The 21,971-nt window shown below is 68.6% G+C and carries 17 protein-coding genes; 2 read left to right on the forward strand and 15 right to left on the reverse strand.

Annotated features, from left to right (window positions below; translation table 11 throughout):
• Positions 1-75 precede the first annotated feature (75 nt).
• Both LRS11_RS16505 and fhuF read left to right on the forward strand, forming a co-directional pair.
• Positions 76-1,374 (forward strand): lysine N(6)-hydroxylase/L-ornithine N(5)-oxygenase family protein, encoded by a 1,299-nt coding sequence (locus LRS11_RS16505; RefSeq protein ID WP_260493993.1) that lies wholly within the window; start codon positions 76-78, stop codon positions 1,372-1,374.
• A 16-nt stretch (positions 1,375-1,390) separates the two neighbouring features.
• On the forward strand, positions 1,391-2,140 hold the full coding sequence (gene fhuF, locus LRS11_RS16510; protein ID WP_260493994.1) for a siderophore-iron reductase FhuF: 750 nt from the start codon (positions 1,391-1,393) through the stop codon (positions 2,138-2,140).
• 150 nt (positions 2,141-2,290) lie between these two features.
• Here the strand turns inward: fhuF and fhuB are convergent, their stop codons facing one another.
• The 15 genes from fhuB to LRS11_RS16585 form a co-directional block, all read right to left on the reverse strand.
• Positions 2,291-4,306: a Fe(3+)-hydroxamate ABC transporter permease FhuB gene (gene fhuB / locus LRS11_RS16515; protein WP_260493995.1), complete on the reverse strand. Its 2,016-nt coding sequence runs from the start codon at positions 4,304-4,306 to the stop codon at positions 2,291-2,293.
• Positions 4,303-5,160, reverse strand: coding sequence for an ABC transporter substrate-binding protein (locus LRS11_RS16520; RefSeq protein WP_260493996.1), 858 nt, complete (start codon positions 5,158-5,160; stop codon positions 4,303-4,305). The genes fhuB and LRS11_RS16520 overlap by 4 nt, the downstream gene beginning before the upstream one ends.
• Positions 5,160-5,927, reverse strand: a complete 768-nt coding sequence (locus tag LRS11_RS16525; RefSeq protein ID WP_260493997.1) for an ATP-binding cassette domain-containing protein — start codon at positions 5,925-5,927, stop codon at positions 5,160-5,162. The genes LRS11_RS16520 and LRS11_RS16525 overlap by 1 nt, the downstream gene beginning before the upstream one ends.
• A gap of 100 nt (positions 5,928-6,027) precedes the next feature.
• Complete coding sequence (locus tag LRS11_RS16530; protein WP_260493998.1) at positions 6,028-6,522, reverse strand: hypothetical protein; 495 nt, start codon at positions 6,520-6,522, stop codon at positions 6,028-6,030.
• Positions 6,523-6,533: 11 nt separating this feature from the next.
• Positions 6,534-9,701 (reverse strand): right-handed parallel beta-helix repeat-containing protein, encoded by a 3,168-nt coding sequence (locus LRS11_RS16535; protein WP_260493999.1) that lies wholly within the window; start codon positions 9,699-9,701, stop codon positions 6,534-6,536.
• Between the two features lie 9 nt (positions 9,702-9,710).
• The gene (locus tag LRS11_RS16540) at positions 9,711-11,789 is read right to left on the reverse strand and encodes a hypothetical protein (protein WP_260494000.1); all 2,079 of its coding nucleotides are present in this window, start codon (positions 11,787-11,789) and stop codon (positions 9,711-9,713) included.
• A complete protein-coding gene (locus LRS11_RS16545) occupies positions 11,786-14,569 on the reverse strand; it encodes a putative baseplate assembly protein (protein WP_260494001.1) in 2,784 nt (927 codons plus the stop codon). Before LRS11_RS16545 ends, LRS11_RS16540 begins: the two co-directional genes overlap by 4 nt.
• Positions 14,569-17,139, reverse strand: a complete 2,571-nt coding sequence (locus LRS11_RS16550) for a putative baseplate assembly protein (protein ID WP_260494002.1) — start codon at positions 17,137-17,139, stop codon at positions 14,569-14,571. The genes LRS11_RS16545 and LRS11_RS16550 overlap by 1 nt, the downstream gene beginning before the upstream one ends.
• A complete protein-coding gene (locus LRS11_RS16555; protein ID WP_260494003.1) occupies positions 17,136-17,504 on the reverse strand; it encodes a GPW/gp25 family protein in 369 nt (122 codons plus the stop codon). The genes LRS11_RS16550 and LRS11_RS16555 overlap by 4 nt, the downstream gene beginning before the upstream one ends.
• Positions 17,505-17,506: 2 nt before the next feature.
• A complete protein-coding gene (locus LRS11_RS16560) occupies positions 17,507-17,827 on the reverse strand; it encodes a hypothetical protein (RefSeq protein WP_173206481.1) in 321 nt (106 codons plus the stop codon).
• Between the two features lie 137 nt (positions 17,828-17,964).
• Positions 17,965-18,474, reverse strand: coding sequence for a phage baseplate assembly protein V (locus tag LRS11_RS16565; protein WP_173206478.1), 510 nt, complete (start codon positions 18,472-18,474; stop codon positions 17,965-17,967).
• On the reverse strand, positions 18,471-19,610 hold the full coding sequence (locus LRS11_RS16570; RefSeq protein WP_260494004.1) for a hypothetical protein: 1,140 nt from the start codon (positions 19,608-19,610) through the stop codon (positions 18,471-18,473). Before LRS11_RS16570 ends, LRS11_RS16565 begins: the two co-directional genes overlap by 4 nt.
• Positions 19,607-19,966 (reverse strand): hypothetical protein, encoded by a 360-nt coding sequence (locus LRS11_RS16575; protein ID WP_260494005.1) that lies wholly within the window; start codon positions 19,964-19,966, stop codon positions 19,607-19,609. The genes LRS11_RS16570 and LRS11_RS16575 overlap by 4 nt, the downstream gene beginning before the upstream one ends.
• Complete coding sequence (locus LRS11_RS16580; protein WP_173206471.1) at positions 19,963-20,619, reverse strand: hypothetical protein; 657 nt, start codon at positions 20,617-20,619, stop codon at positions 19,963-19,965. The genes LRS11_RS16575 and LRS11_RS16580 overlap by 4 nt, the downstream gene beginning before the upstream one ends.
• A gap of 92 nt (positions 20,620-20,711) precedes the next feature.
• Entirely contained in the window at positions 20,712-21,890 is a 1,179-nt protein-coding gene (locus LRS11_RS16585) for a DUF4157 domain-containing protein (RefSeq protein ID WP_260494006.1), read from the reverse strand.
• Positions 21,891-21,971: the final 81 nt, after the last annotated feature.

Genomic DNA, 21,971 nt, shown 5'->3' on the forward strand with positions numbered 1-21,971 from the left:
GGGCAAGGCGAGTGCCGTTCCGCCATAGGACCCACTTGACCTTCACACGAGCCATTCGCGGGATCGGTGCCTGACATGAGCATAGAAACGTTGGAATACGATGTAATCGGCCTGGGCTTCGGCCCGGCCAACCTGGCCATTGCCGTGGCCCTCGACGAAGACCGCCGCACGCGCGAGCAGGGTGGTTTGCGTTATTGCTTCCTGGAGAAGAAACCGGCCTTCGAATGGCACGGTGGCATGCTCCTGGAAGACAGCCGCATGCAGATTTCCTTCCTCAAGGATCTGGCTACCCTGCGCAACCCGGCCAGCCGCTTCACCTTCGTCCACTACCTGCACCAGAAGGGGCGCCTGGCGTCCTTCATCAACGTCGGCACCTTCACGCCGTCGCGCCTGGAGTACAACGACTACCTGGGCTGGGCCGCCGCCCAGTTCAGCGACCGCGTGCACTATGGCGAGGAAGTCATCGGCGTCGAGCCGGTGCTCGATGGCAGCGACGTGACCCGGGTCAAGGTGATCTCGCGCCTGGCCGACGGCCGCACCCGTGCGCGCATCACCCGTAACCTGGTGGTCAGCATCGGCGGTGAGCCGGTGGTGCCCGAGGCGTTCCGCCCGCTCAAGGGCGATGCGCGCGTCATGCATTCGTCCGGCTACCTGGAGCGTATCCACGCCTGCGGCGAACCCAAGCGCCTGGCAGTGCTGGGTTCTGGGCAGAGCGCGGCGGAGATCTTCAGCGACCTGTGCGGCCGCTACCCGCAGGCCGAAGTCTCGCTGGTGATGCGCAGCCAGGCCCTGCGTCCGGCGGACGACAGCCCGTTCGTCAACGAGATCTTCGATCCGGCCTATACCGACGTGGTCTACGGCCAGTCCTCGGAGGAGCGCGAGGCGTTTATCCAGGCCAACGCGCAGACCAACTACTCGGTGGTCAACCTGGACCTGATCGAGAGCATCTATCACCGCCTGTACCTGCAGAAGGTCACCGGCCATGCGCCGCACAGCCTGCTGACGCAGCGCAGCATCGAAGCGGTGGAGGCGGGTGCCGAGGGCATTCGCCTGACACTGAGCGGTCCGCAGGGTGTGGAAGAGCGTCTGTACGATGCTGTGGTGTTGGCCACCGGTTATCGCCGCGACGGCTACAAGCGCCTGCTCGGCGGATTGGCCGAGCACCTGGGCGAAGGCGTCGAGCGCGACTATCGCCTGTGCTGCCAGCCGCACATGAGCGCCGGCATCTACCTGCAGGGCTGCTGCGAGTCCAGTCATGGCCTCAGCGACACGCTGTTGTCGGTGCTGGCGATACGTTCGCAGGAAGTGGTCGACGCTTTGTTGGATAATCGCCGCCACCGACACACCCAAGGAGTCGCCAGCGCATGCGCCTGACCCTGGCGGGGGGCCGATGATTCCGGCCATTGCCCCGCTGTTCCAAGGGCCTTTCGCCCACTACCGCGATGTTCTCACCCTTGCGGATGACCCACGCCCGGCACTGTCCGGGCGTGAGTTTGTCAGCGCCGAACGTCTGCAAGAGCAGATGCTGCGCTTCGCCCCCGAGTACGCCGAAGGCGATCGCCGGGCGCTAATGTCGCTGTGGTCCAAGTACTACTTCCTGCGCCTGATTCCGCCGGTACTGGCTGCCGGGCTGATCCTCAACTGGCGCCTGCCGCTGGATTTCGACGAGATCCAGGTGGTGGTCGGCGCCGACGGCCTGCCCGAGGCGTTCAAGCTGCCGCACGCCGGCGAGCGCTGGAGCAGCGCGCCGGCCAATGGTTTCGAGCGCTTCTCCGGGCTGCTGGACGACAACCTGCTGCCTTTCATCGACGCCCTGCGCAGCCATCGCAAGATCGCCGCACGGGTGCTGTGGAGCAACGCCGGCAACTACTTTGAGTGGTTCATGAGCACCCTCGGCGGCCTGCCGTTCCCCAAGCCGATGCTGGCCCAGGGCTTCGAGGTGCTGGAAAGCAAGCTGCGCCCCGACGGCAGCCGCAATCCGCTGTGCGAACCGGTGCTCTACGTGCCCCAGGGCGAGGGCTGCGCGCCCTGGCGGCAACGCAAGCTGTGCTGCATCCGCAACGAGCTGGGTATGGCGATGTGCGACAACTGCCCGCTGCTGGAAGAGCCGCCGGCGGAAGGGGTAGCCGTGCTGGACTGATGCCATGGGCGAGCAGCATCTGTCGTAGCCCGGATGCAATCCGGGACACAGGCGGCTCGGCTCCCGGATTGCATCCGGGCTACAAATATCGCTCGCTCCTACATGCATGGTTGGTTTGCGTAGGAGCGAGCTCTGCTCGCGAATAGCGGTTCAGCGCCGATACAGGCACAGCATGAAGTAGGCGCCGCCGAGCAGCGATGCCAGCAGCCCCGCCGGCAATTGCGCGGGGAACAGCAGGGTGCGCCCCAGCCAATCCGCCGCCACCATCACCAGCGCGCCGAGCAGCGCCGCACCGAGTAGTTGCGGCACGGCGCGGGCCAGGCCGAGCAGGCGCGCCAGGTGCGGCGCCAGCAGGCCGATAAAGCTCAGCGGCCCGACTATCAGGGTGGCGCCGGCGGTCAGCAGCGCTGCCAACAGCAACAGCACGAAGCGGCTGCGCCCTAGCGGCACGCCGAGGGCGCGCGGGGTGCCATCGCCCAGCGGCAGCAATTCCAGCCAGCGGCCGAAGGGCAGGGCAGCGACCAGCAGCACCAGGCTGCAGACCAGCACCCAGAGCGCCATCTGCGGACCGACGAAGTAGGTGGAGCCGGACATCCAGCCCAGCAGGTTCTGCCCGCGCGGATCGCCGCCGGCCAGCAGGATCACCTGCAGGGCGTCGAACAGCGCGGTGATGCTGATGCCGATCAGCAGCACCCGTTCTGGGGCGAAGCCGGAGCGCCGCGACAGGCCAAGCAACAGCAGCAGGGTCAGTCCGGCGCCCAGGCCGCCCAATGCCAGCTGGGCCAGCGGCCCGGAGTAGGGCAGCAGGAACAACAGGGCGATCAGGCCCAGGGCGGCGCCGGCGCTGATGCCGAGCACCTCGGGGCTGGCCATCGGGTTGCCGGTCAGGCGCTGGATCATGCAGCCGGCCAGGGCCAGCATGCAGCCGGCGGCGGCCGCGGCCATTACCCGCGGCCAGCGCCAGTCGAGCAGAGTTGCGTCGCCCAGACTCCACTGCCAGCCGTCCAGGCCGCGGCCCAGGCCGAGGGCGATCAGCAGCGCGCAGCCCAGCGCCACGCACAGCGGCAACAGACGCCTAAGCGGGAAGGGGTGACGAGTGAAGTGATGGCCGTCGCCACCGTGCGGCTGACCGCCGGCCAGGCGCAGGCGTGGCAGCAACCAGAGCAACAGCGGCGCACCGAACAGGGCGGTGGCGGCACCGGTGGGCACCAGCTCGGCCAGGGACCCGGCCAGGCGCTGAATGCCCAGGTCGGTGACGCTCAGCAGCAGGCCGCCGAGCAGCGGCGCCCAGCACAGGCGCTGGGCGAAGGTGCGCGCGCCGAGCAGACGCACCAGAGCCTGGGCGGCCAGGCCGATGAAACCGATCACGCCCACCGTGCTGACCACGCAGGCGGCCAGGTACACGGACAGAGTCAGGGTGACGAAGCGCAGCAAGCGCAGCGGCACGCCCAGGCTCTTCACGCCGCTGTCATCGAGTTCCAGCAGGGCCAGCGGGCGCAGCAGCGGTAGCAGGAGCAACAGGCCGACGACCAGGCGTGGCACGAGGAACTGCACGCCGCTCCAGCTGTTCTGGCTGAGCGAGCCGGAGCCCCAGATAAACACCGCGTTGAGATCCTGCTGCTGGACCAGCATCAGGGTCACGTTGAGCGCGCTGAGATACAGCGTCACCACCAGGCCGGCGAGGATCAGCGTCAGCGGCGCCAAGCCACGCCGCCAGGCCAGGGCGAACACCAGCAGGGAGGCCAGGCCACCACCGGCCAGGGCCACCCATTCGCGGCCGAAATCCAGCAGCCAGGGCGCCCATAAGGTGGCCACCAGCAGGCCGAGCTGGGCGCCGCTGGCCACGCCGAGGGTGGTCGGCGAGGCCAGCGGGTTGCGCAGCACCTGCTGCATCAGGGTGCCGGCCAGGGCCAGCACGGCGCCGCAGAGCAGGGCCATACACAGGCGTGGCAACCAGCTGAAATGCAGGATCAGTTGCGCCATGTCGCCGTCTTGCGGGGCAAACATGGCCTGCAGCCATTGTCCGCTCGGCAAACGTTGGCCCAGGTCGGTGAAAGCCAGGACCAGGGTCAGTGCCAACAGCAGGCCACAGAGCCAGGCGGGATGACTGGAAAAGCTGCGGCGAGTGCGTACGGGTAACGGCCCCTGGGCCAGCAGGTCGGTCATTGCACGTGCTCCGGTGCCAGGCGCGCTTGCAGCAGGTTGGCGAATCGTTCGGCGGCCATCAAGCCGTTGAAGCTCCAGACCGGCGGCAGGTCATACAGGCGCCCCGCGCGCACGGCCGGCAGCTGGTTCCACAGGGCGCTGCTGGCCAGACCATCCTGAGCGCCGGGCGGCATGGGTTTCAGGTAGAGCAGGGCGGCCTCGGGCGTCTCCGCCAGGCGGTCGATGCCCTGCTGGCTGAAGCCCCAGTAGTTGGTCGGGCCCTGCCAGGCGTTGCGCAGGCCGACGCGATCGAGCACGCCCTGGTAGATGCTCTGCCTGCCGAACAGGCGCACATGGCGCTGGTCGAGGAAGGTCAGCACATAGAACGGCGGCAGCTCTCGGGGCTCAAGCTGCTGGCGGACCCGCGCCAGGGTGGCATCGATGCGGGCGATCATCGCCTCGCCCTCGGCCTGGCGCCCGAGCAGCTCGGCCAGCTCGCGGGTCACCCGCTGGGCGCCGACATAGGCCTCGGCCTCCGGCGTATAGATGGCCAGGGTGTGCACCGGCGCCACCCGCTCCAGCTGCGCGCGGCTGGCGGCGAACTGCGGGGTGATCAGGATCATGTCCGGCTTGAGCTGGCTGAGCAGCTCCAGATTGGGCTCGATGCGCAGGCCGAGGTCGACCACCTGGGCGGGCAGTTCGGGGGCCTGCACCCAGCGCCGGTAGCCCTCGGTCTGGGCCACCGCGATGGGCGTCACGCCCAGGCCGAGCAGGGTCTCGGTCAGGCCCCAGTCGATTACCGCGATGCGCGGCTGGCGGGTATCGGCCTGGGCGATTGCCGCCAGCAGGGCGAGCATGCAGAGCAGCCAGCGCATCAGACCACCACGGCAATGGGTTGTTGGCCGCGCGGGTGGCTGAGCACCTGCATGGGCAGGCCGTAGATGGCCTCCAGGTTGCTGTCGGTCATCAGCTCGGCCGGGCTGCCGTCCAGCAGCAGGCGCCCGCTGTGCAGGGCGATCAGGCGGTCGCAGTAGCGGCTGGCCATGTTGATGTCGTGCAACACCACGATCACGCTCAGGCCCAGCTGCTGGCTGAGGCGATGAACCAGGCCGAGCACGTCGACCTGGTGGGCGATGTCGAGGGCCGAGGTCGGCTCGTCGAGCAGCAGGTAGCGGCTGTTCTGCGCCAGCAGCATGGCCAGCCACACACGCTGGCGCTCGCCACCGGAGAGGCTGTCGACCATGCGTTCGGCGAAGCGTGTGGTGTCGGTCAGCTCCATGGCCTCGCGCACCTTGGCGTGGTCTTCGCTGCCGAAGCGGCCGAGCAGGCCGTGCCAGGGATAGCGACCGAAACCGACCAGCTCGCGCACCGTCAGGCTGTCGGCGGGCGGCAGCTGCTGTGGCAGGTAGGCGACCTGGCGGGCGAAGTCGCGATCCTTCCAGGCGGCCAGCGGTTTATCGTCCAGCAGCAGGTGGCCGGCGCTGGCCGGTTGCTGGCGAGCGAGCATCTTCAGCAGGGTGGATTTGCCGGAGCCGTTGTGGCCGATCAGGCCGACCATCTGGCCTTGCGGGATGTCGAGCGACAGCGGATGCAGGAGGGTACGCTCCGGCAGGCTGAAGCTGACCGCATCGAGTCGGAACATGGACAATCCTTGGCGAGCCTGGCTATACCGAAGCCGGCGACTTTAGCCAAAATGATAATCCCTTGCAAACGCAATTGGTTCCTGATGGGGCGGCGCCGACTCAGCGCTTCTGCAGATCGCCCTGCATCTGTTTGATGGCGGCAGTCAGCGCCTGCTGGCGTTCCTCTAGCTCCTGTTTGCGTCTTTCGTTGAGCGTGCCGATATTCTTCGCCAGGTCGCGCAGCGGTTTTTCCTTGGCGATCACCCGGTTCAGCTCCGGCTCCGCCAGCACCGCGGCGGTTTGCGCCACCGCCTCCTGCGCCGCGGCGAAGCGGGGGCCCAGAAGGCGGGCGAAGGCCTGTAGCTCGTTGCTCAGGTGGTCGGCCAGCTGGTCGTCCGGCTTGCCGCCGGCGCGGTTGGCCTTGGCCCGCAGCTCCGGCAGGTCCGGCACCTTGAGCAGGGTGCCGGCACGCAGGCTGGTGATCTGGTCCAGCTGTGGATTGGCCTGCAGCAGGGCGCCTTCGACCTTCTCGCGCTGGCGCGGGGTGAGCTTCAGGAACAGTTTGTCGGCCAGCTCGCCGAGGTTCTTTTCGCCGCGAAAGGTGGTGACGGCCATGTCTTGCTCTCCTAGAAGCCAATGATGTTGGTCAACGCCATGTCGTTGGGGATGGGCGCGCCGTTGATGACCCGGATGTTGCCGGTACTGGTATTGCCGATGACGATGGCCTGCTTGACCTGGACATCCGGGTGCAGATGCAGGGTGTCGTGGTCGCCCTGGCCACGTAGGCGGTTGTTGCTGGCATTCAGGGTGCGCGCCTGCAGCTCGCCGGATTGCGCGCCATCGTTGGCGGCGCCCAGCGTTTCGCAGTGATTGCCGGCAAACAGGCAGTGCTCGAGGCTGGCGCAGAGGTTGAGCGGCACACTGCTCAGGTGCGCGCGCAGGCGATTGTTCTGGATCGCCAGGTCGGCCGGTTGGCGCGCGAGTGCATAAGCGCGGTTGGCGCTGAGCAGGTAGGTGCTTTCCGGCGCGGGCACCATGTAGGCGACGCTGAAGTTGGCCGGGCCGCCGAGCGTGACCGGGGCTATCTGGATTGCCCGCCAGATGGCGTTGACCGGTTTCTGCTGCTCATCGTCGCCGACCCGGTCGACATGGTTGCCCTCGACCACGCTGCGCTCGAAGGGTGGCAGGATCTGGATGGCCACCATCTCGCCGCTGCTGCGATCCGGGCCGATGCCGAGGAAGCGATTGCCCACCACCCGCAACTGGCCAACCGCCGCCGCGCGCAGGCCGGCGATGGCGGGCGAGATCACGGCGTCGCGCGCCACTTCGGCGATCAGGTTGTCGCAGAAGTCGCCGCGCTGTACGCGGATCAGCTGCACCGCGGCATAGGCGCTGCCATCGACATTCGCCGCCAGGCCCAGGTGGCGGCAGCGGTTGCCGGTCACGCCCAGGGTAGTGGCCGAACCGCCTTCGCCCATCACCAGGGCGCCGAGACCGATACCCTCGATCAGGTTGCCGGCGATGCTGGCGTTGTCCAGGTGCTGGTGGATGAGGATGGCGTTGCCCTGCAGTTGGCTCAGGCGGTTACCCTCGATGCGCACGTCGCTCAGGCCCTGCGGGTCGAGGCCTTCCTCCAGCACGATGCCATCGCCGCTGCGTTCGCCCGCGCCGCTGATCTCGTTGTCGCGGATGCGCAGGCCATCCACCCCGGCGCGAATGCCATCGCCCTGGGTGTAGATGACGTTGTCGGCGATGGTGAACGGCGAGCCCGGCAGCACCGCGCCGGTCGCCACCAGCGCCGTTTGCGTGCCGGTGATCATCAGGTTGCCGTCGATCCGCGTGTTGCCGTAGTGCAGGCTGATGCCGTCCAGGTTGATAGCGCGCTGGCTGCAGAAGAACAGGTTGCGCGTCACCCGCAGTTCGGCGCTGAGCAGGTACTCGCCGGCGCGGACGATGCCGCGCTCGGCCACCAGGGCGCAATCGTCGATGCTCACGCCGAGCATGTTGCTGCCCAGGCTGATGGCTGCGCTGCTGCCTTCGCCCGTGGCCAGGCACAGCACGTTGATGTGCTCGGCGCGCAGGTCGACCGTGTTGCGTGCGCGCAGCGCCGCCGTGCTGCTGGCGCTGCTGGTCGAGGCGATCAGGCTGAGGTTCTCCAGGGCCACGCTATTGCTGGCACTGATGTCGATCACGCTGCCGGGCTGGCTGCCGACCAGCAGGCTGCCCCAGCCCTGGCCGCGGATGCGCAGAGAGTTGGCGTCGTCCACCGTCAGCGTTTCGCGCAGGTTGTAGGTGCCGATGCCCAGGCAAATGGTGCCGCCGACGTCCTTGATTGAGTCGATGGCCTGCTGGATGGTGGCCACGCCGCTGTTGTGGCCCTCGGCGCTGACGCACACGGTACAGTCGCAGCCTTCGCCCTCGGCAATTGGCGGCCAGAGCACGCGGCAGTCGGTCTCGTTGTCGGGGAAGTTGACCATCGCCAGGCGTGCGTAGTGGTGATGGATGCCTAGCGGCGGCGCCTGGTTGAGCGCCTCGATGCTGGCATCCACGGTGCGCGCGGCGAATACCCAGTAGTCGCCCGTCTTGAACTGGCCGCCGGCCGGGGCCAGGGCGAATTCGACCAGGATGCCGTGTTCGAGGAACAGGCGGGTGCCCGCGGCGGGAATCACGATGTCGCCAGCAGCACCTGGGGCGTTGAGGTCGACTACCTGGTTGCCGTTCTCGCGGCGCACCACGCCGGCCTGGTCCCAGCGCCGCACGCGGGTGTTGCGCGCGGCCTGGGTGGCCTGCTGGGCGTTGGTGGGGAACATGCCGGCGGGTAGCGCCAGGTCGAACTGCAGGGTCCGCGCGCTTTCGTCTACGCCGCCGGCGACACGGATGCGCCGCAGCTCGCCGGGCAGGCCGTGCAGCTCGCGCCAGTCGTCAGTCACCTCGACCCAGTCGCCGTCATGGAAGCGCAGCACGTCGTCGCGGCCGATGCTCTCGACGGTGATGCGATCGCGCGCCGGGTTGATGTGGCTGACCCGCGAGGCCACCGTGGCGTTGTCCCGCGACCATTTGAAGGTGGCGGTGCCGAGAGCGCCGCCGCGGTGCACTTCGACCCGATAGAGTTGGTTCTCCAGCCCGCGATAGCCGGCGGCTGGCGGCACCTGGCACGGGTCGGGCTCGAAATTCGGCACGCCGGTACTGGTCGACAGGCGCGCCGCCGAGGGCGCGGTGAGGGCCAGCCAGCCAGGTACATCCTCATCCTCGGTGGCACAGGTGCTGTTGCCGACATTGGCCAGCACCTTGACCTGCCACACCGTCTGCAGGCGCCCGGTGCTGTCCACGCCGACTGCCTTCTCGATCAGGTCGGGGGCCTCCACGGCGGTGACGTCGCGTTGCCACACATCGACATACACCAGGTGCGGCCCGCCCTGGGGCAGCGCCGGCGGATTGGGGTAGTAGGGCTGGTTGGCGTAACCCAGCGGGTTGCTGCCGGTCAGCTCGGCCAGGCGCGGTTCCCAGACGTTGGGCGCGGCGCCGTGGTTTTCCGCCAGCAGGCCGTCCACGTAGATGCGTCCGGCGCCGATGGTGAAGCTGCCGCCGCCAGCCTCGATGCGGAAGCCATCCGGGGTGATGCGCGGCACCACGTTGCCGCCGAAGGTATCCAGCGCGCCGGCCTGGATGCGCCGGGCCAGCTGCGCCACCCACTCGTTCCAGTCGGCGTCCAGTTGGACCCGACCCTGTTGCATGACCACGCCGAGGAAGTCGCGGCGGGCGTCGAAGCGGACTCGACTCAGATCGAAGCTCATGATGCGCCCTCAGGATTCGTGAAAGATGCCGGCGCGCAGGCCGACTCGCAGGTATTCCGCGAGACGGATGCGCAGGTTGGTGACCCGTTGTGCGCCATACAGCTGGTGGAACACGCCCATTTCGCTCTCGTCGTCGGCGCCCTGGAGGATTTCCGCCGCGGTGGAGGTGGCGAGCTGGCCGTAGGCGGGAGTGCCGTAGCGCAGCGAGGTGAAACGCGGTGCGATGTGCCGCGCGGCCGCGCTGGAGTCGGGCTGGCAGCGATGGCGGCGGGGCAGGATCGAGTTGAACGGCAGCCAGCTGAAACGCACGCAACCGACCTGCTTGCGCTCGGCGCGTACCGGCACCGCCCAGCTGTCGGCCGGTGCCAGGGCGGCGAACAGGATGCTGTTGGAGATCAGCCCGACCTCGCTGGTATGCAGCTTGCCGATCAGCGTGCAGGCATCCAGCGACAGCGCGGCGCCCGGTGCTTCGCCATCCATGGCGGCGAAGGCCACGCCGTCGCGGGCCGTGGCATCGATCAGGCTGTCGCTGGCCTGTACCACGGCGTGCTCGTGCGCGCGGATGGCGCCGACCAGGCTGCGCGAGATACGGGTGTGCAGGCTGGCGATCTCCAGCAGCAGGCTGGGGCTGGTGGGCTGCAGCGGTTGGCCGCCGGCATCCAGCGCGATGCCGGGCACCAGGGTGCAGTGGCTCAGTTCCAGACGGGCCAGCAGGTTGCCGGCGCCGGCCGCCACCTGCAGTGGCGCACCGCTGATCAGCAGGCCGTTGAGCAGGCAGGCGCTGTCTGCCGCGCCGCTGATGCTCAACTGGCTAAGCGCGAGGACCGGACGGCGGCCGTTGCGCGCGCGGATTTCCACGGCGCCATCGACCGCCACCTGGATAGCCAGCGCTTCCTCATAGCGGCCGTTGTCGGTGATTTCCACCACACCGTCGCCGGCGATCTCGGTCAGCGCCGCCACCAGCGTCGGCTGATCGTCCGGCACTCGCACCAGCAGGCGGCCGAGTGGTGGCGTGGGCAGGTCGGCGCCGCGTTCGTATTCGCCGCCGCCAATATCGGCCGAGAAGCCTTCGTGCCAGGTCAGCTGCACCTCGGCGGGGTCCGGGGCGTCGCCGGGTAGGGCGATGCGCCCCAGCAGCGGATCGATGGAATAGGTGCCGTCGGCCGGTGGCGTGTGCGCCCAGCCGGCACCGTCGTCGCCAAGGTGGCAGATGCAGATCTGCTCGCGCTCGATCAGCGTGCCGTCGACCCACAGCTGCAGGCTCGGCGCTGGGTTGTCCAGCGGCGCGCCGGCATTGGCGCGCACCCCGTAATGCCGCGCCAGATGCGCCTCCAGGCGCCGGCGCGACAGCGGCCAGGGCACGTTGTCCGGCTCGGCCAGGTGGCCGATGTCGTCCTCCACCCGTGGCTTGTTGTACAGCGCCAGGTCGTGGCCCAGCGGGCTGGCCCGGTAGCGCCGTGGGCCGGCGCGCAAACAGGGCGCCTGGCTGCGCGAGTAGGCCTGGATGCGCCACAGGTGCAGGCCGACGTTGGGGATGTTGTGTCGCCCGCGACCGGTCTCGATGCGCCGCACGTCCACGCTGCGGTTGGCCGTCTCGAAGGCCGTGCCCAGCCATTCCAGCGCCTGCTCCTGGCGCAGGTCGGGGGCCTGCAGCGCCTGTGGGCGTGGGTGGTTCATATACTGGGTGGCGCACAGGCGCTGGAAGTACTCGACGGCGCGGGCGTCCCAGCCGGTGACGTCGCGGGCCAGCTGCTCCAGTACCGTGGCAGTGCCTTTGCGCCGACGCAGGGCGATGGTGTGGGCGACTTCGGCACGCGGACTGGCGACCTTGGGCACCACCTGATGCAGGCCCTGATAGCCGATCAGGTCGCCGATGTAGGGCACTACCCAGTCGGCGCAGGTTTCGATGAACAGGTCGTCGTAGAGCTGTTCCAGGCCTTCTTCGGCGATCCCCAACTGCTCCGCCAGCAAGGCGACCAGCTCCTCCAGCGGACCGCGCTCGAAACCCTGCGAGGCGGCCAGCTCGGCATCTCTTATGCGATGAATGGCCGGCAGCAGGGCGAACAGTGATTGCGCGTCCAGGCTCATGGCAGCACCTCCAGTTCCAGCGGCGCAGCGTCCAGGGTCAGCAGCTCTGCCGCCTGCGGCAGGCCGCTGAGTGAGGCCACCGGTAGCGCGGCATACAGGCGTGGCGCCAGGCCCGGCGGCTGGCCCTGGCGATACAGGCGGCTGACCTGCACCGCCTGCACCCCGGCGATGCCGTGGGCCACCGCGGCCAGCTCGTCGACCGACACGGTCTGGCCGAAATCGCGCTTGGCGAAGCCGAAATGTTCGCGCAGCGCGGCCTCCACCTGGCCCAGCACCAGCTCGCCGTCGTATTCCGCCAGCACCTTGATCGCCAGGCGGCAACGGAAGCGCGCATCGGCGTAGCCGACCATGCGCAGCGGTACCAGCGGGTCGCCGTAGGCCAGCAGCGCGGCGCGCAGCGAGGCATACACCGTGTCGCCCTCGGCCACCGTCGCGCCTTGCGCACCGGCCAGGCTGAGGAACACGCCACGCGCCGGACCGCTGGGAATCCACAGGGCGTGGGCCTTGTCGATACCGGCGAAGGCGCGGGCGAAGTTGGCGTAGTCGGCGATGGACACGGCGCGGTCCAGGGTCAGCACCGTCAGCGGCGCGTTGCCGCGGGCCTGGGCCAGCGACTCGCCATCCTCGCCACCGCTGGCGGGCACCGGGTTGACCACTTCGCTGACGCCAAGCGGTCGCGAGAGCAGGGTGGTGAGCTTGCCGGCGGCCAGGTTGCCGGCGCCGCCGAGGCCCTTGCGGTAGCGCACGCGCACGTTGCTGTGGCCGCTGGGCAGGCGCGCGCCCTCGTTGCCGTCGCCAAACTGCAGGGTGGTGTAGCCGGCCTCGTCCTGGCTGGTTTCGTAGCTGCGCGCATTGGCCGCGGCGTGGTACAGGGTCGGCGCCTCGCTCCACAGCACATCGTTGATCCGCAGCTCCAGGGACGAGGCGCGCCCACTGGGCGTGCTGGCGCTGAGGTAGGTCAGTGGCGCCTGGTTTAGCGCGAAGCGCTGGTTGGCCTGGGCCGCGTTGCCGTCGCCGAGGATCGCCTCGACCGTCTCGCCGTGGCTGGCTGGGGCGACGTTGGCGTTGATGCGCAAGGTGGCGCGCTCGAACACATGCTGCAAGGGCGTCTGCAGCTGGAGGCTGGTGCGGTCGCGGTCGTGACTGAGGGCATCCTCGGTGTCGCCGATAAAGGCGATCTGGCGCACCAGCGGATCGTCCTTGTGGCCCACGGCCAGGCCAATCTGGCTGGCCTTGGCCTGCAAGCGGCCGCTGCGCCCGTCGCGATCCAGCACCTGCAAGCGCAGGTTGACCGACGCGCTGCCCAGCAGCCCGGCAAACTCCTCGGCGCCGAGTGCCACCGGGGTGCTGCCGAACAGGCGGTCGGCGGCGCTGAGCATAAACAGTTCATCGCCTTGCTCCAGTGCCACGCTGCCGCCCAGGTCCAGCTGCAGGGCCAGGCCGCTGGCCAGCAGGGCGATGCGCTGGCGCCGGCCGGACAGCGCCAAGGCCTGGCCCGGCTGCAGGCCGTCGACGCGCTGGTCGAGTTCGAGGAGATCGCCATACGCCGGGTGGAACAGCGGCGTGGCCAGCGTCTCCAGCGCCTCGCTGTGGGCCAGCACCAGGGTCTGGCGAAGCGGGAAGGTGGTGGTGCTGAGATTTTCGTCGGTGTCCGGGGTGATGCGGGTGATCTTGCCGGACAGGGCGAAAGCACTGCGGGTGCGATGGATAACCCGCGTGGCGCGGTACAGCTCGACATAGCCGGGCAGGTCGGCGCTGCCGTAGGCCGGGTTGTTGGAGACCAGGGCGAACCAGCTGCCGGCGACAATCTTGGCGTTGTCGGTGTCCAGGTCGACAGCGGCCGGATCGACTGTGAAGTTGGCCCAGCGCCAGTTGTTGCTGGTGCTCTTGTCGATCTGGTGGCCGATCTGCGGGTTGTCCGGGCCGAACAGGTTGGGATCGGGCGCGTTGTGGCCGAACAGCGCGGTGCGCTGGCGCAGGGCAAACACCCGGGCGCCGGCGCCACTCGGGCTCATGGCCGGGAAACCGCTGCCCAGCGGGTGATTCCACAGCAGTCGGGTGCGCCCATTCGCGCTGTCCGCCTCGACCTTGGCCAGCACGCGCACGTCCCAGCGCTCGCTGCCAGGGTCGCTGAGACGCTCGTCGCCGACGATGAGGATGGCGTCGCCCACCTGCAACTGGTGAAGAACCCCGGCCAGCCACAGCTCGGTGTCGCCCTTGCGCGGCCGCCAGGCGCGGCTGGCCTGGGCCGGGATGGCGTTCCAGGCGGCGCGGGCCGGTGCCGGGGCGAGGGTCTCGAAGGTCTGCGCCTGTTCGTCCTGGCCGGGCACGCTCTGCACCTTGCTGCCGACTGGAATGACGATCGGCTCGCTGGGCATGCCCGGCGCGCTCTGCAGGGTGAAGGCCAGGTGGGTGGAGGCGGCCACGCCGGGTGCCGGCCGATAGCCGATCAGCCGCGCCATCTGCCGCACCGACAGCTGCTCGGTGGCGGTGCGCAGGTAGTGCTCCTGGGCGTAGCGCTCGGTGTAGAAGCCGAGCACGTCCAGCGAGCAGGCCAGGGCGTCGGACAGCGCCAGAGTGAAGTCGCTGGCCTCGCGGCTGGTGAAGGCAGCCAGGGCCGGATGTTCGGCGCTGGACAGGCGCGCCTGCAGGCTGTCCATAAAGTCGCCATGGCGGCCGATGCGATAGTCGATCGCCGGCAGCCCCGGCGGGTTGTCGATGCGCCGTGGCGTATCGGCGTCCACGCCGGTGCAGCAGTCACACTCGGGTTTGCTGGCCATCACTTGCCTCCATGCAGATTGAGCCGCAGCACGCCGTGCTCCGGAAAATTCGGATCGTTGTCGAGGCGCACAATTTCCAGGCGGCCGAGTGCCATGAAGCCATCGGCCAGCGGTTTGGGATCGACCTGGCCCTGGCGCTGGAAGCGCGTCACCTGCACCGCGGCCACGCCGGGCACGGTGCGCGCGGCGGCGTACAGCGGGCTGAGGAAGAAGGTTTGGCCGAAGCTGAAGTTGTCCGGGTGGAACAGGCCGCGTGTGCCGTCGCTGCGCTGGCGGCTGCCGAGCACGTCGAGCAGGCCGTGGCGTACATCGCTGCGGAAGTAGCCGGCCTTGACGCAGACCAGCAGGTCGATCTCCAGCGATACATGCAGCGGCTCGTTGACCCGCAGGTCATGGCCGGCCATGCGGTAACGGTCCAGGTGCTCGACCACGTTCTCGGCGAATGGCACATCGACCGGTTCACCGCCCTCGCGATCCACCGTGACGAACACCGTGTGCCAGCTGCCGGTCCAGCGCAGCCCGGCGGCGGCGCGCTGCACGCCATCCAGGCGTTCGGTGACTTCGGCGTAGTCGGCCGGGGTCACCGCCCGTTCCTGGGTGCGGAATGCCTGTGGCGCCGCGCGGCGCAGCTCGGCCTGGTTCTCCGCGGCGATGCCGCCGTGGGCCGGCAGCGGGTTGCTCACCGCCTCGATGCGCGCCTCGGCGCTGACCACATGGGCAATGCTGGCCGCGCCGACATTACCGGCGGGGCCGTTGCCGACCCGGTAATAGGCGCGAAAGTCCATGCCGCTGTCCGGGCGCCGGCCGTGGCGGTCGTCGCCGAAGCGCAGGTGGGTGCTGCCGTCGTGCTCCGCCTCGACGACGAAATGGCGGTCCTCGGCCTTGCTGTCCAGCAGGTTGCGCTGCACGTTCCAGTGGTCCGGGCTGGCCTCAAGTCCGCTTTCCAGGCGCAGGGCGGGGATCGCGTCGGCGGCGCGCCAGTGCAGGGCGCTGCTGGCCGAGGCCTGGGGGTCGAACAGCACCCACTCGCGGCGCAGCAGACCGCCATCCAGCACCCGCCGGACGACGCGGCCGCGGTGGGTCACCGGGCCCTCGGCCAGTAGCGGGCGATAGCGCGGCGGCAACGGCTCCGGCGCCAGGCGCTGGCAGGCGCCGCCGCTGGCCGGGTATTGCATCAGCGGTGCCGGTACGCTGCCCAGTGCCTCGCCGATCACGCTGCGGCCGTGGTCGACCAGGACGATATTGCCCAGCGCCACGCTGACATCCTCCAGTTGCAGGCTGCCATGAGCCTCGTCGGTCTCGCTGGAGATGCACAGGGCAAAGGGCAGGGCGTCGGCAGCGTGCCAGGCAATCTCGGTAATTTCGCTGTCGTCCAGCGGATCGAGCAGTGGGTCCGTGCCGTCGAAGGCACGCACCTGGGTCAGACGCACCGCGTGGCGCCGCGCAGGATCGGCGTCGGCCGCCTCGCCGGTGAGCGGGCCGAGCACTTCCTGCAACACCAGCACGTCGCCCACCGCCAGGTCCGGCAGGTGGCCGCGCAGGGTAGCGGCGGTGGAGCCGCTCGCCAGGCAGCAGCGGGCGTCACTCCAGGTGTGGAAGAACAGGCGGTTGTGTGCCTGGTTCAAGCTGGCCTGTTGCATCGGCTCGAACACCAGCGGCGTGCTCTGCAGCGCCTGGCGTTCCTCCGGCGAGTCGCTGAGGATGCGCGGCGGCACACCGGGTACGCGGGTATAGAAGCGCAGCCCGTCCGGCAGCGGAAAAGGCCCGCCGCTGACCTGCAGATGTAGCCAGGCGCGGGCGTTGCAGCCTTCGTGCAGCTGGTAGTCCACCAGCAGGGCATGGCGGCGCAGGCTGCTGCGCTTGCGCGCGGTGTGCAGGTAGGCCTCGGTGGTGACGGCGTCGAGCTGGTAGTGCTGCAGATCGCCGACATAGGCGATCAGCTCGCCCAGGGTGGTGGCCAGGTCGGCCGGGCTGCGGTCGCGCCAGCCGGGCATCTGCCGGGCCAGGCGATCCATCACCAGGCGGCGCAGGCTGGCGTAGTCGCGGGCCAGGTAGTTGATGTCCGGCGCTGGCGTGGCGGGCTCGGCACAGTCCTGCTGCGGGCGGCAGTCGAAATCGCTGGGGCACTCGACCTTGAAGGCGAAGTCCACGGCCGACAGACGCGGGTCGAAATCCGCCAGCGGCGTGTCGAGGGAGCCGGCTTGGCGCAGTTGCAGGTGATAGGTGGAGTGGTCGCCATCGGTGTCGGTGCGCAGCACCAGCACATGCTCGGGTTCCACCAAGGCCAGGAACAATGCTTGCTCGGCGGCGCTGGCCTGGGCCGGTGGGGCGCTGGCGATGCCGAGCCACTCGACGCTCACCCGGCGCACGCGCTCGCCACCGCTGATATGCAGGTTGTCCACGCTCAGCCCGGCAGGCACCGGCTTGAGCAGACGAACCAGCAGGGTGCGCTGGCGCGGGCTGCCGGGCGGGGCGTCGAGGTCGAGCACCTCCAGGTAGTCGATGCCGTTGAGGCTGGGGTGGGCATCCACCAGCGCGCGGCGATTTTCTTCGCAGCAGTGGTAGATCATGGCGTCGCTCCCTGGACGAAGCTTTCGTCACGGCGCTGGTTGGTGCGGCGGATGCGGTACTGCACCTGCACCGCCAGACGTGCCTCGACGGCGCTGACCTCGACCGACTCGACCAGGATCAGGTCGGCCAGCCATTGCTGCAGCGCACCCTGCACGAGGAACTGCACGGTGGCGGCTAGCTCCGGGCTGTTGGGCGCAAACACCAGCTCGCGCAGGCCGCTGCCGAAGTCCGGGCGCATCACCCGTTCGCCCGGTGCGGTAAACAGCACCTGCTCGATCAGGCCGCGGATCCAGCTGGCTTCATCGGCCTCGCGGCTGCGGCCGTGGCCATCGAAGGCATAGGGAAAGTGCAGGCGCTGGGTCATGGTCAGCTCCCGATCACGCGTGTCTGCGCGGCCACCGGCAGCAGCGGTGTGCCGTTGGGCGCGCAGACCGCCTGGCTGTCCATCAGCACCACGGGCTGGCCGTTGGAGAGCACCCGGGTCGCGGCCACCACCCACTGGCCGGTGACACAGGGCACCGGGCTGCCGGAGACGTTGAACGGGCAGCCGGCGATCACGTAGGGGCCGCTCATCAACACGGTTGGCTGGCCGCTGACCAGCACGCGCGGGTTGGGCACGGTCGGATTGGCGGTGCCGCCATGGGCGCAGAGCACGCTGGCACCGACATGCAGGAGGGGGCCGGGCATCTCAGCAACCCTCCGCGTGCCATATAGCGCGTGGCCGTGCACGGCTCGGGCGGCGCTGCTGCGTTGCGTATCTGTCCATACCTGCCTCCTTGTTCCGCATTCCACGGGAACTGCCTGCGACCGCCCGCGCGGGCGACCTAGATCACCGTCAACGCGCCGTTATTGATGGTTACCGCCGGGCCCACCAGGGTGAGCATGGCGCCCTTGCCGTTCTGGATATAAATGCCGGTGTCGTTGACGATCAGGGTCGCCCCGGTGGCGCTCTTGAGCATGATTCCGCCGGTCGGGCCGGGCAGGTCGGAGATGGTCAGGCCGTTCTGCAGCGGGGTTTGCAGGGTGATGGCCTGCATGCCGGGCGGGGTGGCCAGGGCCAGCGCGGGGATCTCCGCCGCGCTGCCCCAGAAGCAGCCGACCCAGATCGGGTGGTCCGGGTTGCCCTGTTCGAACTCCACCCATACCCCGGAACCGATCATTGGCAGCGCCACCATGCCGTTCTGGATGCCGGCGATCGGCACGCAGGGCATGGCCCAGCTGGCCGGGATCAGCCCGGCCACATCGGGCACCTGCACCTGCAGGCGGCCCTGCTGCATGGGGTCGATGTTGTTCAACACCATGCCGCGGTACTTGCCGTAGTAGCGCTGGCTCATGCGGGCACCGTTGGCGTGATGGAGATCAACCCGTTGCGGCTGAGGTTGAAACTCTGGGTGAATTTGCCGCGGCCCAGGGTGCTGGTGACGCTGCTGACGTAGTACAGGCCGTCGTAGGCGACCCCGGCGCCACGCACGCCTACCAGCTTGCGTGGGCGCAGGATGCGCCCGTAACGCAGCACGTCAAGGCTGCCGCTGGCGCTCACCGCGTCCTGGGATTTCTTCGCCTCGGCCAGGCCGGCACAGATGGCCTGCATCGGGCTCATCTTGGCCGTTTCCTTCATCATCTTGAGGTTGGCCAGCGGCGTGGACAGCACGCCCAGCGGCGGCTGCAGCGGGTTGAGATTGGGGATCGGAATGGGGATCGGCGCGCGGGTCATCTGGTTCTGGATGAACACGATCGGCAGCACGCCCTTGGTCGGATCGAAACTGAAGTTCAGCGACTCGACATTGGTGTGCGCGTCCATGTCGATGTTCAGCGCCGGTTGCGGTATGCCGACTTTGATCTCGGGGCCGAAGTAGGCGATGTTGGTCAGCGGCACCTCGCCCGGCTCGATGTAGAACACATGGCCGACTTCCTCGGCCAGTTGACGGATGTAGGCCAGGTCCGTGCCCTGCTGGGCAGGAATGCGCTCGATGGGGATCGGCACGTCCGGGAAGAACGACGGGATCGGCAGCGGAATAATGCCGAACGCCGCGTACTTGGCGCAGATCAGCGCCACACGGGCCTCGACCGGCATGGCCGGGTAGGGCATGCCGGAGAAGTCGATCAGGTCCATCACCTTGGTCAGGTCTTCGCCGGTGATGGTGATGCTGCCGGGCTGGCGATTCTGCCCGGCCTGCACCTCGACATTGGTCAGCACGCCATCGAACAGCGGCTGCGCCCGCCCGCCGAGGGTGACGATCAGCACCACCCGCAGCGGCGGCGTGCCCAGGCTGGCGTTGTTGCCCACGGCAATCAGGAACAGGGTATTCAGTTCGGACTTGCTGTTGACCTTGAAGCGCAGCTGGAAGCCGCTGGCGCCCTCGCTGGCACTGGTCACCGTGACCTCTTCGAGGGCGTCGATCAGCATCGCCGGCACGGGCAGCGGAATGATCGGGCCGATCAGCAGGCTGAGGTGGACGGCATTGCTCATGCGTCGTCTCCCGGCACGCCTTCCGGCAAGGTGATGCGCAGGCGGCGGCCGACGGTCTCGGTCAGCTCATCCGGGCGCAGCGCGCCGTTGCCGTCGCACAGCCGCCAGTACTGCTGCGGGTCGCCCAGATGGCGCGCGGCCAGGTTGTCGAGGCGGTCGCCGACTTCCACCCGATGCTCGCCCAGGGTGGCGAAGTTCTCCGGCGGTGGCACGAAGCGCCGGCGTACATAACTCAGCACCTCGCCGTCGGCACGCACCCACTGGGCGATATCCAGGCCGTGGTAGCGACTGTCCGGAGCGAAAGCCGGGGCGGTGAGGGCGTTGGCCTGCAGAAAGGCCTTGAGCGGATCGATCATGGCAGGCCTCCAATGCCCAGAGCGTCGAAACCGAAGGTGGCGGCTTTACCGGCCAGCTTCTCGCGTGATTGCAGGTAGGCCATGAACAGCCCGCCGCCCTTGTGATCGAAACCGAGGTCGTCCACCGAGAGCACGCGTAGGCCGAGGTTGCAGGTGGCGTTGATCGGGTTGAGCTGCGGGTCGAACGCCTCTTCGGCGATGGAGAAATCGGTCACCCGCACCGGCACAATGCGCTTGGCGCCCCAGACGAACAGCACCAGGGCCGACTCCATCGGCGCGATCTCCAGGGTGCCCGCCGCGGCCAGCGCCTTGCCGGCCAGCAGATCGGCTGCCGCCGGGTTGATCAGCGACTCCAGCACCGCCAGCTGCGGGGCGATGCCGGCATCCACCACGGCCTGATGTTGTTCCGGATACTGCAGCTGGTCGGCGGCGTCGATCTCCACCTCCAGTTGGAAGGTCTCCACCGCCGGCCCCTTCAAGCGCAGCGCCTCGGAACGCTCGGCCCCGTCGCCGGCCCCTTGCACCTGCAGGCTGCGGGTGAGCTTTTCCGGGTTGTACTGCAGGGCGATCACCCGACGCACCTGGGCCGATTGCGGGTCGATCATGACCAGGCCGGCTTTGACCAGGCGGGGGGAATTACTGAGGCCAGTCATGCTGAACATGCTCCGTAGCGGGTTGCGTCTTGCCGTGCATTTACCCTGAACGCTGTCTTCATGGATCGCCCATCCTGTGTGGCAGCAGCTGTCTAATCGCAGCTGCTGTGTCTGGCGTAAGCGCCGGTGTAGCTACCGCTGACCTCGACCGTGGTGACGTTCGAGCGGGCACTGTCGAAGATGATCTTGGAGGCGCCCCGGTGCAGCCTGACGCAACCGTGGGAAGCGGGGTGGCTGGGCACGCTGGAGTAGTAGTGGAAGCCCACTCCGTCGCGCTGGAAACCACTGAAGTTCTGCAACCCCAGGCGTGGCGTAACGCAGCTCTGCGCGCCCAGGGTGAAGGTGCCTTTGGGGGTACAACAGCTGCCGCTACTCTTGCTGTGCTCGGTGTCGTTGCAGCTGGCCTGGCCCGTCACTCCGGCACCGGTGGAACAGTTGATGATGCCGTCACCGGTAGCAGCCAGTACGTTCCGCTCGGCCTCCGCGACGCTGGGGCCGGTCCAGTCCAGGGTGACCTTCTGATTGGTCAGCGAGACGTTGATCTTGCTGATGTAGGTCTCCGGAAAGTCCAGCGGCTGGGTGCTGGGGTGCTCGTTGTCCCTGCCGCTGCAGATGGTCGCCTGGTAGAGCTGCCAGCCTATCGGGGCCGGGGAGATATTCGGTGGTGCATCCTGTAGCCGGGCGGTATTCGCGGTTACCCCTGCGCGGGCTGCCACCAGAGGTGCGCGGCCCTGCTGCACCACATGGGTCAGCTCGTGGGCGAGCAAGCCCCTGGGGCGGCTGGAGGCGACCCGCTCGGACAGGTAGATATGGTTGCTGCGGGTGGCCGCCAGGGCGTTGATCTGCCGGGTGTATTGATGGGCCTGGCTGTCGTTGTGAATACGCACGGCTGAGAAGTCCCGGCCGAAGAAGTTTTCGAAAGGGCGACGCTCTGCGCTGGGCATGGCAGATCCCCCGCCCATCGATGAGGGGGCATGGCTGACAGGCTCAACTCGGGCGTCGGCACGCTTGGTCAGTACCTCGTCGGCGGCGGTTCCAGGCTCGCCAAGGTTGCTCTCGGCGGTTTCCGTCACCGAGCCGTCGCCCTTGTTCCCCTGCGCGGCACCTTGCGCCGGCGCGGGACTTTCCTCGTCGTCCTTCTTCAGCACAGCCTGCTGTGGGGCGGCGCTGGCTGTCGGGCGCGGCCCACCGCCCGCGAAGCCGGAGCGAGTAAAGCGCTCGGCCATCAGATCGGCCTCGCTCTCCAGGCGCTGGCGTTGCGCCTGACTCAACAGTGAGGGCTCTTGCCCTCGCGCAGCGGCGCTTGGTGCGCGCTCCTTGCAACTTGCGCACTGGCTGCAGGGTGCCGACTT

The organism is Pseudomonas sp. J452 (assembly GCF_024666525.1).
GTDB lineage: Bacteria > Pseudomonadota > Gammaproteobacteria > Pseudomonadales > Pseudomonadaceae > Aquipseudomonas.